We start from the raw sequence: 16676 nt of genomic DNA, 5'->3' as shown, positions 1-16676 counted from the left end.
TAAAGTTATTCCATTACAAGATTTACAGTATGTGGGCCGACAATTATTTTGAAATCGCCCGGTTCAAGTATAATATTGCCGTCGGCATCAGGAAATGAAAGATGCTTCACCGGATCGATGACAAACTTGAATGTCGTTGTCTCACCCGGCTTTAACTCACGCTTCTCAAAATGCTTCAACTCCATTATCGGACGTGTGATTGATGCTGCCGGATCGGATATAAACCATAGTACCGCCTCAGCTCCGGCACGCGATCCGGTGTTGGTCACCGGTACCGTTACCGTCACTTTCTCGCCCTTCCTGAAAGTGGATGAACTTACCGACGGCTCTCCATATGCGAATGTCGTATAGCTGAGTCCATGGCCAAAAGGATACAACGGGGTCGACGGGATATCCTGGTAGAAACCCTGATGGCGGCGTGCAGAGCCGCGTCGGTTGTAATAGATAGGAATCTGGCCTGTAGAACGCGGGAATGTCATTGCAAGTTTGCCTGAAGGATTGACGTCGCCCGACAGTATATCGGCGGCGGCGGCACCTCCGGCAGTACCCGGTTGCCATACTTCAATAATCGCATTTGCAAGTGGCTCCATCTGCGAAAGGTCAAGCGGACGACCGCTACTGAGAAGCATCACTACCGGTTTGCCTGTAGCTGCAATTTTCTCGGCGAGCTGAAGCTGTGCCTCAGGCAAAGCGATAGTGCTGCGTGATGCATTCTCCCCACTCCAGCGGCGTTCCTCGCCGAGGCAAAGTATCACGACATCGGCCCAGCAGGCTGTATCTACGGCCTGTGCCAGTTCTACCTCAGTGGTTTTGTCCAGATCGGAGCCTTTGGCAAAGCGAATTTCAGCCTCCGGAGCAAAACGGTCAAGGATACCCTGATAGAGAGTTACGGTTTCATCATAAACGCCACGTCCGTTCCAGCTGCCCTGAAGTGATGCACTGCTTTTCGCAACCGGTCCAATCACAGCTATGCGACCGACACCATTGAGGGGCAGGATTCCGATAGAGTCGTTTTTGAGAAGAACCATAGACTCGGCGGCAAGCTGTCGGGCTGCGGATAAAGCGTCGGGACGCATGAATCTGTCGGGATGATTGCCGGTATAAGGTTTCTCAAACAAACCGAGCAACATCTTCACACGTAACACACGACGCACCGATTCGTCAAGAAGTACAGAGTCAACCTTACCCTCATCAATAAGATCTTCAAGATACTTGTCGTAGGCGTGGCTCATCATATCCATCTCCAGACCAGAGTTGAACGCCCGCAATCCGGCCTCTTTCTTGTCGGCTGCATTTCCTTGGTTTACAAGCTGCTCTATCGAGCCCCAGTCGCTCACCACAAATCCTTTATGTTTCCAGCGGTTCTTCAGGATTTCAGTAAGTGTGTAATAATTGGCAGAACCCGGTATACCGCTTATGTCATTGAACGAGCTCATAAGTGTCAGCGCTCCTGCATCTACTCCCGCTTTGTATGGCGGAAGATATGTATCCCAGAGTGTCTGTGGCGACACCTCGGTATATACATAATCGCGGCCGGCCTCAGATGCCCCATATGCCACATAATGCTTCAGACATGCGGCTATCGTTGTAGAATCGGCAAGCGACTTTCCCTGATATCCGCGTACAGTAGCGGCACAGAAAGCGGCATTGGCATAAGGATCCTCTCCATAGCCCTCCGACACACGCCCCCATCGAGGATCGCGGGCAACGTCAATCATAGGCGAGAATGTCCAGTCAATACCAGACATACGGCCCTCTGCGGCAGCATACGATGTCATACGCTCCACAAGAGGAACATTCCATGAACATGCCTGCCCGAGCGATATAGGATAAATCGTGCGGAAACCATGTATCATATCGTAGCCGAAAATACACGGTATGCCCAGACGAGACTCTTCCATACACCTGCGCTGGTAGGCATTACGCAAATCGGGATTATCATTGTAATATATTACAGAACCAAGTTCGGCAGGAAGCTCTCCAGCTACCTCTCCCACATTATTCTCATTGTTATTATTACCAAGCGTGTACTGATTAAGCTGCATCACCTTCTCATGGGTGGTCATACGGCTCAGGAGGTCATCTATACGTATCTCAACAGGTACCGAAGCATCCTTGTAGAGTACAGTTGACGGCTTCATCGCCGAAAGATTGGTAACCTGCGAGGGATGTTTCGCCGCAGCGTTGCCGGCAGCCTTGGCAACAGCTACAAGATCGGCATTCATGCCCTCTGGCATATATGAACTGGCAGTCACATCACGTCCTGTAAGTGCACCATACCACGCACAGGCAGCTGTGAATCGTCCGAAACCGAGGTCAAGATGGTAACCGTCGCGATTCAGATGGTCTCCGGCGAATGATGTACGGGCATTCTGTATTGCTGTGCCGGAGGGCATGATATACTTTATCTTATACTGTCGCGCGGCTTTATTGACAGCCCCCACGATGCTGCGGTACATGGAATCCTGGTTGCAGCCATAATTTCTGAAGCCGCTATGTCCAGAATCACCGGAATATGCCCATGTCTGGTGTAGCATGAGTTTTGCCTTTTTAGGCACACGTGCCTTCACATAATCCTTAAGTTCCGGGAGCCAGGCACTCCATGTAGAATAAATGCCGGAAATAGGACTTGACTGCTGCATGCTCACATAGTCCCAAGGCTCGTCGGCAAGAGCACGGGCAAGAGTCATACTCTTGGTCTCTACTCGCTTTCCGTCGACACGGACTTTGCGATATACATAATCAGGACGGTCGTTGCGCGCACATTGTACATGACGCTCCAGCGAACATCCGGGGATAAACAGATTACCGACAATCATTGTATCGCCGTCGGCCATTGCCAGTTCATGCAGATGCTGCTCTACGGCGTCTCGCGAAAAACTGTTGCCTACTGCAAGAACTCTTAGAGTACGCGCAGCCGACGGCATGACGGCAAGAACAACAAAAATTATTGAGAATAAGATACGATTGTGTATCATGGGATGAAATATAAGATTGGTTATAAACTATAATTCAGTGTTTGATGACCGGTTGTCACTGAGCACCATTTTTCTTTGACATATAGAAATCGTGCATCACATGCCAGGCTTTCTTCCTGTCGCCCCGATCACCGACCAGCCCCTTTCTGTTCCAGCCCTCCTGATTTAATGGATGGAAGCGGAACGGAGACCTGAAATCATAAAGTACCCATGGAGATATGCCGGCAAGATTGGGTATACGTGACATCATGGCGAGATTGTCACGATATAGTCTTTCCTGATATTCCTCGCTCCATGAACTCGCAATATCCTCACTGCCAGACTGGCCATACAGAGCCTCTCCACCGAACTCCGATATCAGAAGTGGCTTTCCGGAAGCAAAATCCCATACACATTTCTCAGGGTCAAGAGGCCATGGGGCATACCAGCCCATGTATTTATTGACAGCTACCACATCAAGAAGCGACGGTATATTGTCAGCGCCGGTAAATGTACCCGACTTCTTGTCGTAGCCGATATTGTCAAATGCAGCTGTGACGAGACGCGACGAATCAAGAGCACGCACGGTATCGATAAGAGCCTTTACAAAACGGTCGCGTTCGGGAGAAGGACGCGTCTCGTTGGCGACACTCCAGAAGGCAACGGCACATCGGTTTTTATCGCGGGTAATCATCTCGGTCATCATACGCTGTGCTTTGGCCAATGTCGCACTGTCGGTAAAACTGATGCCTTGCCATACCGGAATCTCCTCCCAAAGCAGGATACCGCGCTCTTCGGCAAGGCGCACGATATGCTCGTTCTGAGGATAATGTGCCGTACGTATCATATTCACGCCAAGCGCCTCGGCCTCTCCAACAAGCTGCACGGCATCCTGCATAGTGCACGCACGTCCTCTGCGCTGAGGTATCTCCTCATGGAAAGATATGCTACGCATAAACTCCGGTCTGCCGTTGACTAAGATTTTTGTTCCGTCGACTCCGAGAGTACGGAAACCGATACGCTCTGTAACAGTGTCGGCCGGCGATGCGACAACCACATCGTATAACACCGGAGCGCCCGGAGCCCAAAGTTTCAATCCCTTTGCGCGAAATCGGCCTGTTGCCCGTCCGTCGGCATCTGTAGTAAGCGTGACCTTGCTTTTAAGAGAAGGTATGGCAACATCAACCGGTACTCCTCCCTCGGGCTTCGACAATACCACCTCAGCCTCTACAATATCGGAAGTCCCCGGAGCAAGACGTACCGTATAGTCGGAGACATGCCGCTCAGGTAAATCGAGCAACAATACATCGCGGGTTATACCGCCATAGTTCCACCAGTCAAATGACTCGGCCGGTATTGCATCTGGCGTACGTCGGTTATTAGCTTCGACTACGAGAAAATTTTTACCGTCGGAAGACAGAAAGTCGGTGACGTCAACCTCAAACGGTGTAAAACTCCCCTCATGTGAAGCAATTTCGTTTCCATTGAGATAGACGGTCGCACGGTAGCTCACACCTGCAAAGTGGAGCACCGAGCGTCGTCCGGGTATTGCCCTCGCCTCAAACGGTCGGGCATACCATACTGTTCCCTCATAGTATTTGAGTTCGGGAGTCTGCGAATTCCAGTCACCAGGGACATCAAGCCGCAGACATCCGGTGTCGAAAGAATATTCATAGAAATCTGTGTTTCCCTGCGGCGTACGGTTTTTATATACTTCCATACGGCGGCCTTGGTCGTATAAATCAGGTATAGCCGACCACTTGCCGTTGAGCGAAACATGACTACGGCCATAGGCATTGACTGTCAGACCGGGTCCACCGGCGGCAATCGCCGGCGCAAGGAGCGAGAGGAGAACCGATAGTGTAAAAATACGAGGAAACTTCATATATATATATTTCGATAAACTTTTTGCGAATTATTTTTTTCTGCCGATTATTTTATATCTGTACATGGCAAACGAATCGGGATTACGCAAAGAGACTCTGATACGGCCATTCTCAGCCACCGACATTTGAGTCTGCCCCGTATCGCCAAGGACCGGGATAAGCTGCACATCGGTTCCCTCCGGAAGCCAAGTGTCGATAATCCGAGTAGATTCAGGAGTCGATTCACGATAGAGCAGCAGAAAACCCTCGTAAGGTGATATTACAGACTGGAATCCTGTAAAAGAACGGCCCGATGGCTCCTCCCCAACCGGGAGTATGGTACCTTGATGGAATGCGTGTTGCATACTGCGATACTCCTTTATCAAACTGCCGGTAGCGAAGGCCTCCTCGAGAAGATTCGCAGCCTCCATCCATGCCAGCGGCTGCCCGGCCATTGTAACGGCAAAAAGATAGTCAAACGAGTAATTGACCGGAGCAAACGGATCACCTGTCGGATATTTGTCGGGGTTTCGCCACTTGTTCAGGAACTCTATCTGAAGTATCTCAGCAGGCACATACTTCGAAAGCATCCACAGATTGCGCAAAGTATGATAAGGATAGTAATTACCCCAGTCAGTATACCGGTTTTCAAGAAATATATTTCCATAACGGTTGAGCATATGATATCCGGCGCGACGACCTGCGGTAGCGTCGAGATTAAACACAACCTCATTGCCTGATTCCAGCATCACCTTGTCAAACAGTCTGCGCAAGCGCTCTTCCCCGAGCTTTGAGTTTATCGCAAGTCCGTCAATCTTGAACATGCGTATGCCATAGTCCCGGTAAAGGCCGACAAGCGTGGCTGCATCCTTCTCCCAGTCGGCAAAATCATCCTGCACCGAAGGGTTAAACCACAGGCCAATTTCGATTCCAAGCTCATGGGCGCGGTCAACTACCGGACGAAGTCCGCGAGGATACTTCATCGTGTCGGGTTTCCAGTAATCGGCGTTGCGCCATATATCCTTAAACGAGCCTTTGGCCACTGCCGAGTTGGGGCTTTTGCCGGACTGCCATCCGTCATCAATCTGGAAATGTGTTATACCTAGACGTGACGCACGCTCAAGCTCGGCAAGGCAGAATGCCTCATTTACCTTTGAATCCTGAGATCGATCGCCCCACGTGTTCATCATCACCATCTCATCGCGTCCCGGAATCATGATTCGCCGTGTTTTCTGATATGACCTTAATGCCGTGAGCGCATCGAGCTCGCTGCCGCAATATGGAATCATCACCGTAGAGTATGCCTGTGTCCACTTGTCGGGAACGACATCGGCAGCATTCAGGCCGGTTCCTGTCACGGTGAAGTCTCCGAAATCAGAGAAAAAGTCGGCATTGGTATAAGATAGCTGCGAAGATGACGATGGAGCTTCCTTGAGCATCACTACACCTCCACGACTGCCTGTGCCGTCGCTTACAATCAGGATATTGCCGCGATGAGGAGTACGTCGATATGATATAAAGTCCTGCTCTGATACAAGATTATTGTTCCAGTCGGTCACATCACGGAATTCAACAGCACGACCATGCCAGTGAGCTCCGTTAAAGCGTATGCGGTCAAGCACAGAGGTAACCGTCGTAACCTTCATTGCCTCCTTGCTCTCGATGTTTGTACGGTCGGCAGCATTGTCATTACCTGTCGGAATGTTGTCGCCAAGGATTCCGCGAAGATATGTGTCGCAAGCAATAGCAGGCACACCCGGGACAATACGATATACACGACGCACGTCAAGAGGACCGGCCTTATATGAAACAGTGGCGAGAAACTGCTCTGGAGTGACTCCGTCGGGCGCCACTGTAATGGTGTCGAGTCTGGCATCGGCAGGTACCGACCGGTTGACTATGAAGTCGGGAGACGACGCATCAGCGACAAGCGGGGCGGCACCCTTGACGGCGATACGCGCTGTAGCAAGCGCGCCGTCATTCCATACGAGCACACGCTCTACAACAGAGTTGCCAATACGCAAGGTATCTCCATCAAGTGTGGCATAGCATTCCGAAGCCTTAGAAACCGATGTGGACAATGACAGTAGTAACAGAGGATATATGAAACGTGACATGGCTTGATTGGGTTATGGTCAGACTGTGACAATATGATATCGAGATGGTCAATGAATTAATATACGCTACTTGTCGCCGGAACAGTCAAGGAGCGCTCGGGGAGCGGGAAGCAGTTTGTTGGCGAGGTTGAAGCGCTGGTTGTCGGGAAGTTCATCAGCAGGCCGTCCGGCACCCTTCGCCATAAGTTCCTTCAATTCGGGAAGATACTGCTGGTACACCCCTCGCGGAGTGGTGCTGTTGCGGTAGCATATGCCGGCAGCCATACCGACCACCTCGCCCATCATGCCCGTAGTGCGCATTACACGTACCGTGCCGAGGGCCACATGGCTGACGCTGATACAGCGTCCGGCCATAAACAGATTATCGATATTGCGCGAGTATAGACAACGGTAGGGCACAGCATAGGGATGGATAAATATATGATTGGTGACAGCCTTAAACTCTCGGCCCGGAAAGTGGCGGGAATTTTCCGGATCGGGGAAATGAAGATCGATACTCCATGTAGTAGTAAACGATGCGTCTTCATGCGTCACACCTTTGTCGATATCATCCTGCTTAAGAATATAGTCGCCCAGCAGACGGCGGCTCTCGCGCTTGCCGTTGACATACGCCACCCAATCAAGCGAGCGGTTGCGGAATTTATCATTGTCCGCGAGCCTGTTCTTTAGATAACTCCAGTTGGCATATACAACGAGCATACCATAATCGCGTATTTTCTCGGCATCACGGACAGGATCGAGACGCATACCCGTCTCCCACTTCCACTCGCCCATAGTAAGCCTTTGGCATGTAGAATCGGAGAATGTTATCCCATAGTCAAACACCGGAAAACCGCTCTTTCGCCCATCATCCCTGCTATACCATTGTACCGAAGCTCCCATTACAAGCGAATCGGCAACTTCTGGCGCAAGCGGTTCTCCATAGGTAGACCGAGCCTCGCGTCCTACGGTCCAGTCGGCACCGGCCCAACAGCCGATAGACCCGTCGCCTGTACAGTCAGCGAAAAGAGGGGCTGACAGACGCACCCTGTCGCCTGTAGAGGTATGACATATTGTGACTCCGTTGATTCGATTGCCGTCGGTATCAACAGAAACCGCATGATATGGAGCAAACAGAGTGACCAGCTTTTCAGCGCGGATAAATGAATCTTTCTTTTCGTCCTCATAGTTGGCGGCAGGCTGTGCATTGCCTTTGCGGCTATGCCCGAACTCTCTAATCATACGTCCAAGAGCCGGATAAGGACCTATCTCCGAGTGGCCGCCAAGATGCACTCGTATCTCAGAAGAATTACACCCCCCAAGCACAGGACGGTCATTGACAAGAGCTGTGCGGAGACCCTGCCGTGCGGCCGACACAGCGGCACACATGCCGGCAATACCGCCTCCTACGACTACAAAATCAAACTGCTCGGTATCCGGAATATCGAGTGTCGCTGTTTCAGTATAAGAATCACCGGGCACAAATCCTGGCGTAGAACTCAATAGCACGGCATCACAACGTCCGTCGAAGCCGGTAAGGTCATGAAGCGCTATGGTTGCTTTCCCTTTTTTCAGATACACTTCTCCAAGACGCTGCCATTCCCACGCCGAACCCGAGTCGCCGGCTGTAGATGCAAGTCGGCGACCGTTGACGCTTACTCGGAATGCTCCCGGCCCCTTGCGGTCGGGTTCCCATGGAGAAGTCCAGTTATAGGTACGCACCCATGCTGTATATCTGCCTGCCTCCGGAATATCGACCGTGGTGACAGCATCCTCCACAGGCTTACCAAGGCCATGGGCAATAAGATAGGGCGAACCCATATGGTCCATAAACTGCTGGTCAAGACTCCATCCTCCGTGAGAATCAAAAGATTCGGCCTGCACAAGCAACTCGGCTCCGAACGCGCCACAGGCACCTAACAGAATCGAAAGCGCAGATAATATATTACGTTTCATCACCATAAATATTTGGAGCATGTCGTAAAATCGTTACTTTAATATGACGTCTGACAGTTTTACCCACCCTAACGTAGTCACGTTATTCCTGGCGGCAATTTTCAGGCCGATTTCATTCCCACGTGTAACATCAACAAGCCCCACAGCCCACACATACTTACCAGCCGGAACTCCGTCAATAGTAATATATGTAGTATACTCTGTAGGCGAGCCCTTGAGCCACAGGTCGAGACGTGTATTTTTGTCGGCCCATACCTTTACAGGCTCAAGTGTAGATGAATCGAGCAACGCAAATCCCACCTTGTATCTCTGATTCCACTGCGGGATATTGGTCGGGCAGTATCCCCACCCAAGATTATTCCAGCGATGTGTAATCGAGACTTTCTGACCGCGTGAGGCTGATAACGGTATTGATATCATATCCGGATATAGGCGATACCCTCCTTCGGCTATGAATTTCTTTACAAGCGGAAATGCCTCCTGAAACCATGAGCGCGTCTCGTCATTGATGCGGAAATCCATCATATTGACATGAGCCTCGCGTGAGGCTTTATACTCGCCTTCTCGCACGTCGACTGCATGTCCCTGACGATATTCGCCGGAAGGGTCAATCCAATAGCGATGGTGGGCACCGGTAATCCAACCGCCTTCCATTATGATGGGACGCGTGAAATTCCATTTCTTAGCCTGTTCTTTCTCCCACTCCTGATAATACCCTGTCATACCGAAAGCATCGTGACGTAAAGAGAACCCAAGGTCAACTGCCTTGCTGATAAGTCGGGCGGCGTTCTCAGGCACAGCACCCCAGCCATCATAGGTAGGGTCGCCAAGCATACGATGGTAGTGCACAAGCATCGGCACTCTCTTGAAGCAGCTTGTAGCAAGCGACACAACCCATTCAAAAACAGGCTCTTTATTGGCATTATCCTTGTAAATCATCGAATGGCTTTCACCCCACTTGCCAAGAGAGTAAGCGTCAATAAACTCTACTTTGTCGGGGTCATCGAATTCACGGGCCATCGCATGGAAAAATTTGGTATATTTCTCCTGAAACACAGGGTCGTCAGGATAAGGCGAATAATTTTTCCCGGGATTTTTAGGGTCATAGTATCCCTCGGCACCAGCATCGAACACATATTGTGGAGTATTCTGCGCCTGATCGCGACCATCAATCACCACACGGAAAGCGATACGCATACCGCGGTCCCATACTGAACGAATAAGTCGCATCAGTCGCGAATCCGGATCGTTCCAGGCATACTTTCCCTCTTCCGGCTCAAAAGAAGCCCATGATGTACGTATATATGCGCATGATGCATAATCACTGACCCGCACGGTATCGCCGGTGGATGTCACCATCGAGTCATAGCCGTTGGCAGTCCAGAAATCGGCGTCCCAGGTACGACCGAGATACATCACCCATCCCGTCAGAGGATTGCGAAAAGTGCTTACTGTATCAGGCTCAATAGTCACGGTAGTCATCTCCGAAGCGGCAACCGCAGGGACTGCAGCCCAAAGAGCACTACTGACAATAATAGATTTGCAGAATGTTGATAATGGTTTCATTTATATCGTGTTATCGTGGTTGTTGAGGTTAAGTGCACAGACATGGTGATAGCTCTCCGGAAATTTACATCCCGGACAACCAGCCGTGTATACTTGTCTTTGATTTGTGATTATCGTCTAACTTGCGGCGACAATCAAATGGAGTCATGACGGAAGGTCAGACTCCTGTATAGGACGCAATCTTACATCACGTCCATGACTCTCCATATTCATCGGAACGATTGTCTGGATAGAATTAAGTACCTCGGAAGCCTCTCCCTTGAGATTGAGTTTTCCGTAAATTTTGACCCCGGCAAGAGCCGAATCGCATGTCACATTGAGGTCATAGAAGGCATTCAGTCGCTTTATCACCTCGCTGAGAGGCTCACCGTCAAGATGCAGCTTGTAATCAATCCATGACGTATAGTCGGCCGGATTGACACTCTGCATGGAAGTAATATTACCAGCGCAAATGTCTACAAGGTGGTTGGGCTTCATTTTCACACAATTATGAGAATCAGTGTAAATCTCGACAGCACCTTCCACAAGAACCACACTGGCCGTGGAGTCAGAGGAGTTGCGTACATTAAAAGTAGTGCCGAGTACCCTGATATCAAATCCGTTGCTCTCGACAACAAAAGGATGGTCAGCATCTTTGGCGATGCGGCAATAAACCTCGCCATCTGCGAATATCCGACGCTCGACGCCATCGAATTCAGCCGGATATTTTACAACAGTACATGAATTTGCTATAATCACCGACCCGTCGGAAAGAGCTATTTCACGACGTTCTCCGGCAGGAACAGTCACAGTAGTGTATCCTGCCTCGGCAAGAGTCGCATCAGAGGCCTCGGATAAATCAATCGCTGATACCGGACGCATAATCCAGAAAGACACACAGACTACTACAGCCACTATTGCGGCCACTGCTGCCCATTGAAGTATATGGCGGCGCACAATCATGCGGTTTTGCATCCGCTCTCTGCGAATCTTATCGCGAGTGAGTATCTTGATACGTTCCACATCAACATCATTGCCTGAACGATAGTTGTCAAGAAACATGTCGATACGGCGGTCGACCGTGTTGTCAGATATATTTCGGTTATGTCGATTGTCGTAATTCATATTAATGTCTCTATAATATATGACGCAACTTCCCCGCGAATCTATAGGTTAAAAACGATATTTTTTCTAAAAAATTTTCATCGGGTGAGTAAAATACGAATTTTAGAGGGTTTCATGACAACAGTTATTTCCGGATGGTTCCCTCTTGTCAATCATGCCGGAGCACACGACGAAGAGCATCCATCGCATAGCCTACATGATAACTGACAGTAGCCACTGTAATACCAAGCATCAATGCAATCTCCTTGTATGGCATGCAATCTATCTTGGCCAGATAAAACACATGTCGGCATTTTTCAGGAAGCGATTGTATGGCTTGATTAAGTAACGATGCGTCCTCTCTGGAGATTATTTCCTCGTCAGGAGACGGAGCTGTGTCAATATTGAAGTTGACAATATCGTCAATAGACACACCTTCCGGACAGGAATAATCATGTCGCAAGGCAGTCACGGCCTTACAGTAAGTAACCTTTCGCATCCAGCTCTCAAGCGACGAAATTTCAAGAAGAGATCCGCGCATCTTCCATACTTCCATAAACACATCGCTGACAATCTCTTCGGCAACCTCACGTGAACGGACTATACCTAACGCATATCGATATAGCGATGGCGAACACACATCCATAAGAGTATCAAATGCATGCTCATCGCCTTGGCTAATACGATATATAATATTGGCTTCCATTCACTAATCAACATTCATTAATCCGGCATGAAAAAAGTCTCATTCACTCTTCAAAGTTAGTTCTTTTATGGTATATATTCAAATGAGTGTATATTTTTACATAACGAATACTAAAGCCAATACATCTATGCCCATAAAAATTCTATGCTTTGGCAGGAATTGCCAAAGCATAGATAAAAAGTAAGTAAGTGGTAAAATTTATTATAACTCAACGCATAACAGCTATCTTTCTGCCACCCATAAGGTATATTCCGGCCGGAAGTCGGTCAAAGTCAGCGACGCCATGGCCAACCTTTATGCCCGTAAGCGTAAAGATATCAGCATCGTCCTCCATATCGGCCACAACAGCCGATATGCCGCTTGTCGATATCACCACCTCATTGGATGCACCGGATTCACCGCGGTCATAACGTACACCTACGAAATATGCATGACTGCCACCAGCCCGGATATCAGTATATCCCGGAGCCACGACAGAAGCGAGCAGTTTGCCGTCGCGATATACATTATATCCCTCCACTACTGCAGAAGCTGCCTCATAAGTGATATCATCGACAAATAGAGCATAACAGTTGACAGATATCACATGGATGGCAAAATACCGTGTGCCCTCAGGCAGTTCAAATGTATACAGCGCCCATCCTGCGCGATTGGCTGTACGGCGACCTACCAATGTAGTAAAATCAGACAAAGAGCAGCCGCTGTCCGAGGCAAGAACCTCGAATGTCTCCGGTGAGCCATAAGGGTCAAGACTCCGGGCGTAGAAAGATATTGTCTGAGCATCGCCTGACAGCATCGGCGAAATCAGCCAGTCATCATTGCGCACATCACCTACATTGACGGGCTCTTCAGGATCGGCTCCGAAACATGCGAGAAACTGCTTTCCGGAGTGGGCCATGAACTCTTCCTCATCGCCATCAAGTCCGGCAGCAAGCGAAGGATTGAACACAATGAACGCATGAGGCTCCATCTTGCCCGGCCACTCTACATCGTATATTCCGAATGTACGGAATCCGTCGGCATCTACCGTTGTCCAATCGCCGATACCTGCAGTAGTCCACGGCTCGCAATGTTCAAACGATTCTGTGACAGTGCCTCCGACTATATTCTCAGGAGCACTCCATGACAAAACGACATCACTCCCGCTGACTGTAGCTGAAAGATCTATCACAGCATCAAGCCCTTCGGCGTCTGTAATCTCAATCTCGGCTTCCGGTGTAACATCATTTGCGGCCACCTCATCGGCTTCGGAAGATACAGCGGCGACAACCTTTAGCATTTCGCCATCGGCCAGAGTGGGTGTATATTCAATCATAAATGTGCGTTCCTCTCCGGAATCAAATGTATCGGTTATCTCCGGCATGTCAGCACCGTTGACTGTAACCTTCAGTGTAAATGGCGCATTGGCTGTACTGCCGTTGTTGGCAACAGTCACAGGAATTGAGACCGGGCATCCACGGCGAGCCCGTACAGGTGCTGACATCTTTACCCCGAAGTCGTTTCCTGGCATATCTGTTACAAGAATGTTGTCAATAGCTACGATAGCATTCTCTTCTCCGGCAAATCCCCTAAAGCGTATACTGATATAGTCGAGTGCCGATGCACCATCCAGAGTAAGCTGCATCTTGCGCCATCCCGTTTCGCCTTCAAGTTCTGAATAATTTACCGTAGCGAGATTTTTGATTTCCTTTCCGGCACATGACATATACACTCCCAGTCCGTTAGGTGTGGCAGGATATGCGTAGTACCAGAATGTAAGTACCGGATTTTCCGCACCTCGGGCCGAAATCTTTGCTGAAGCTATCCATGATTCTTCACCTGCGCCACCGGAACGCCATGAATTAGCGCCAAGGTCGCCATCCTGCGACATCAGAGTAGTGGCACGGAATGAATAAAGGCTGTTGGGGGACTCCAAAAACCAATGCTGGACCGGGGTGCCGCCGGCAAACGAATCTGCAAACGGAAGTTCTGCCGACGGACCGAGGAGCATCACACTCGATCTGTTCTTGGCACTCTCTCCCTTTGAGTTGGAAGCTGTGACGCGATATATTACTGACGATGGCACAGGTGTCTGCTCAACGGATGGTATCTCGTATGAAAGTCCAGAAATACCGGATTCAACAATATCATTGGAGGAAGTATATACGGAATATGTGACCTCATCGGGGTTGACATATCCGCCGTTTTCACCTACAATGGCCACAGACTCCCAGCGCAGGGTAGCAGAGCCGTCGCCATTGTCGATTAGCTCTATTCCGCTGACAGGAGCGGGAATGTCAGTACCGACATAACATCTTGCTGAAGCCTGCGCACCAACAAGTTCTCCGACATAAGCCACAATGGTATATATGTTGAATCCATCAGCAGGCTCATTGTCATCTACAGAATAAGCAACACCCGGCTGTGGAGTGTCGACTGTGGCGACAATACGGTCGTCCGACTTAACTACAATACGGCTTATCGAGCCAAGGGCATCGCCACCAACCGTCACCGACGGAGCTACAAATGTAATTCTGGCCCGGGAAGCGCCGTTGCTGCCGGGAGTAGCGACAATATCTCCACATACATCCGGCGCCGAAAGCATCGCACCTTCATCAATGCCGACATTTTTAAGCGACAGAGAGTAGAAACCGCTTGATGCGGTGCAGTGGAAAGCTATTTTGTAGTTGCCATCGCGCAGCGCCCGTATAGTGGCCTCCGTACTTGTCCACTCCTCGTTGTCAAGCTCGGAAAGCGGCATAATTACATCGGTATATTCGGTAGGATCGCTATCGGCACTACCCCACAACACTGTAAGAGCCTGCGGCATATATGCCTCTTCGACGCTCGTCATGAAGCTGACTGTGTAAGTGCGGTCGGCCTTGAGATGAATAGGAGGAGTGACAAGCCAGTCGTCATTGTCAGCATAATAGCTGTTGGAACATTTTGCATACCCTTGGGACATCCACAACCATGTCGACCAGTCTTTATCAACATCAATCACTTCAAACATTGAGAATCCATCGCGTGTGTCAAATGTTTCAAGCCAAGGTACTTCCAAAGCATTGCCGGCGATGAGCGAACCCGACCGTCCTGGCCGGCTCTGTTTGTCGTTTGAAGAAGCATACACATTATAATAATATGTGGCCAACGGAGCATCAGGTACTTTTTCAGAAAATTCAGTAGCCGCAAGCCCCTCTGCGACAATCATCTCACCCGGGTAACGCACTACGGTATATGTAATAGCCTCAGCATCGACATATCCATCATGCGAGCCTATCTGCCCGGGAGCGCGCCATCTAATGGTAAAGATGCCATCGGCCACTGTAAGCACGACATCGGAGGGAGCCTCCGGATTGTCATTTCCTACGTAGACCGAAGTCTTGGCTTCCTGTCCTACGCCATCGGCATTGGCTGTGACTACCGAGATATTGGCCATGCCCTCCGAAAGAGTAATATCGAGCGAAATATGGTCACCAGGTGTGCCGGCCCCCTTAGAATGCTCTTTGCCATTGACCGAAACCGTATACTCTACATTCCCATTGAGGAAATCGCCCACGACAGTCTTTTCGGGAAGGGTAAACGATATATTCCCCGCAAGCTCTCCACCGACAAACTCCGCCGTAAGATTAGCGACGCGCACAGGTGCGCCTGACACGACAGCATCGTTGACAACACGGAGTGACACAACATATTCATTGTTGGGGAAATCAACCAATTTCTGACAAGACTTTCCGGCCACATCTATGCAATATAGAGCAGTAGCTCCGTCGTCAGCCTTTGCCGTCCAGTAAAGTAATCCTGTATCTTCATCAAAGGCAGCGCTCTGAGGCTCTGACGCCACGTTTATGCCGGTATCCACAGCAGTCTGGGCGAAACCAAAACCATATTGGGTGTTCCAGAAACTGCATGTGCCTCGGCTGTCAATCCAATATACCACACCGTCTTTGCTCACGGCTATCGCCACAACCGGGAAACCGGTATATATGGTTGTGACCGGAGTTGTCTGCATTGTGGCAAAGTCAAGAGTCGAAATCTTTGATCCCTCATTAAAAATACCGTATACGAAACCGTCCTTCGGATTGTAGGCAATATCCCATGGCACAGCCGTGTCGTCAAAGAAAAAATTTCCGTCGACATTGCGCCAGTCGTCGGTGTAATCGTCGGCATACCAATTGCCCATGCCATACGACTCCCAGTTAATCCAATAATGCCTGCCGTCGAAATATGTGCCACCGCCATTTACGTTCATCGAAGTCTTATGCTTCAGCTGACGGAATTCAAAATTCTCGGCATCGGTCTGAAAAGAATACACACCGTAGTTGTCGCGCGGATTGTCCCACGCTGTGGAAGAGAGAATATTTCCCCACAACTCGGCCGCGTCGGCCAATGCGGGAGATACGAGCATCATTGCCGCAAAAGCCCATTGAGCAGTCGTCCTTGTCATACGTGGTGATATTATGAAAAT

The 16676-nt window shown here is 49.8% G+C and carries 8 protein-coding genes and 1 pseudogene; all 9 read right to left on the bottom strand.

Annotated features, from left to right (window positions below; translation table 11 throughout):
- Positions 1-5: 5 nt before the first annotated feature.
- The 9 genes and pseudogenes from ADH68_RS08630 to ADH68_RS08595 all read right to left on the bottom strand — a co-directional run bounded on the left by ADH68_RS08630 (position 6) and on the right by ADH68_RS08595 (position 16655).
- Complete coding sequence (locus ADH68_RS08630) at positions 6-2141, bottom strand: glycoside hydrolase family 3 N-terminal domain-containing protein (RefSeq protein WP_394364987.1); 2136 nt, start codon at positions 2139-2141, stop codon at positions 6-8.
- Between the two features lie 48 nt (positions 2142-2189).
- Positions 2190-2927 (bottom strand): annotated as a pseudogene (locus ADH68_RS14155) (DUF4886 domain-containing protein); the annotation flags it as partial.
- Between the two features lie 106 nt (positions 2928-3033).
- The gene (locus ADH68_RS08625; RefSeq protein ID WP_068961163.1) at positions 3034-4842 is read right to left on the bottom strand and encodes a glycoside hydrolase family 2 protein; all 1809 of its coding nucleotides are present in this window, start codon (positions 4840-4842) and stop codon (positions 3034-3036) included.
- Positions 4843-4872: 30 nt separating this feature from the next.
- Positions 4873-6939 carry an alpha-galactosidase gene (locus ADH68_RS08620; RefSeq protein WP_068961164.1) on the bottom strand — a complete coding sequence of 689 codons (2067 nt, stop codon included), beginning with the start codon at positions 6937-6939 and terminating at the stop codon, positions 4873-4875.
- A 66-nt stretch (positions 6940-7005) separates the two neighbouring features.
- On the bottom strand, positions 7006-8874 hold the full coding sequence (locus tag ADH68_RS08615; RefSeq protein ID WP_068962094.1) for an FAD-dependent oxidoreductase: 1869 nt from the start codon (positions 8872-8874) through the stop codon (positions 7006-7008).
- A 33-nt stretch (positions 8875-8907) separates the two neighbouring features.
- Positions 8908-10440 carry a DUF4832 domain-containing protein gene (locus ADH68_RS08610; protein WP_068961165.1) on the bottom strand — a complete coding sequence of 511 codons (1533 nt, stop codon included), beginning with the start codon at positions 10438-10440 and terminating at the stop codon, positions 8908-8910.
- A 144-nt stretch (positions 10441-10584) separates the two neighbouring features.
- On the bottom strand, positions 10585-11544 hold the full coding sequence (locus tag ADH68_RS08605; RefSeq protein ID WP_068961166.1) for a FecR family protein: 960 nt from the start codon (positions 11542-11544) through the stop codon (positions 10585-10587).
- Positions 11545-11692: 148 nt separating this feature from the next.
- On the bottom strand, positions 11693-12229 hold the full coding sequence (locus ADH68_RS08600; protein ID WP_068961167.1) for an RNA polymerase sigma factor: 537 nt from the start codon (positions 12227-12229) through the stop codon (positions 11693-11695).
- Between the two features lie 208 nt (positions 12230-12437).
- Positions 12438-16655, bottom strand: coding sequence for a choice-of-anchor J domain-containing protein (locus ADH68_RS08595; RefSeq protein ID WP_107033552.1), 4218 nt, complete (start codon positions 16653-16655; stop codon positions 12438-12440).
- Positions 16656-16676 lie beyond the last annotated feature (21 nt).

Source organism: Muribaculum intestinale, from assembly GCF_002201515.1.
Taxonomy (GTDB): Bacteria; Bacteroidota; Bacteroidia; order Bacteroidales; family Muribaculaceae; genus Muribaculum; species Muribaculum intestinale.
Note: the sequence above shows the minus strand (reverse complement) of the source record. Positions and strands in the feature narration are given on the sequence as shown.

Bases quoted from the DNA above. Each gene is read 5' to 3' on its own strand.
- ADH68_RS08630 (WP_394364987.1), bottom strand. From the start codon at position 2,141: ATGAAGCCGTCAACTGTACTCTACAAGGATGCTTCGGTACCTGTTGAG.
- ADH68_RS08625 (WP_068961163.1), bottom strand. From the start codon at position 4,842: ATGAAGTTTCCTCGTATTTTTACACTATCGGTTCTCCTCTCGCTCCTT.
- ADH68_RS08620 (WP_068961164.1), bottom strand. From the start codon at position 6,939: ATGTCACGTTTCATATATCCTCTGTTACTACTGTCATTGTCCACATCG.
- ADH68_RS08615 (WP_068962094.1), bottom strand. From the start codon at position 8,874: ATGAAACGTAATATATTATCTGCGCTTTCGATTCTGTTAGGTGCCTGT.
- ADH68_RS08610 (WP_068961165.1), bottom strand. From the start codon at position 10,440: ATGAAACCATTATCAACATTCTGCAAATCTATTATTGTCAGTAGTGCT.
- ADH68_RS08605 (WP_068961166.1), bottom strand. From the start codon at position 11,544: ATGAATTACGACAATCGACATAACCGAAATATATCTGACAACACGGTC.
- ADH68_RS08600 (WP_068961167.1), bottom strand. From the start codon at position 12,229: ATGGAAGCCAATATTATATATCGTATTAGCCAAGGCGATGAGCATGCA.
- ADH68_RS08595 (WP_107033552.1), bottom strand. From the start codon at position 16,655: ATGACAAGGACGACTGCTCAATGGGCTTTTGCGGCAATGATGCTCGTA.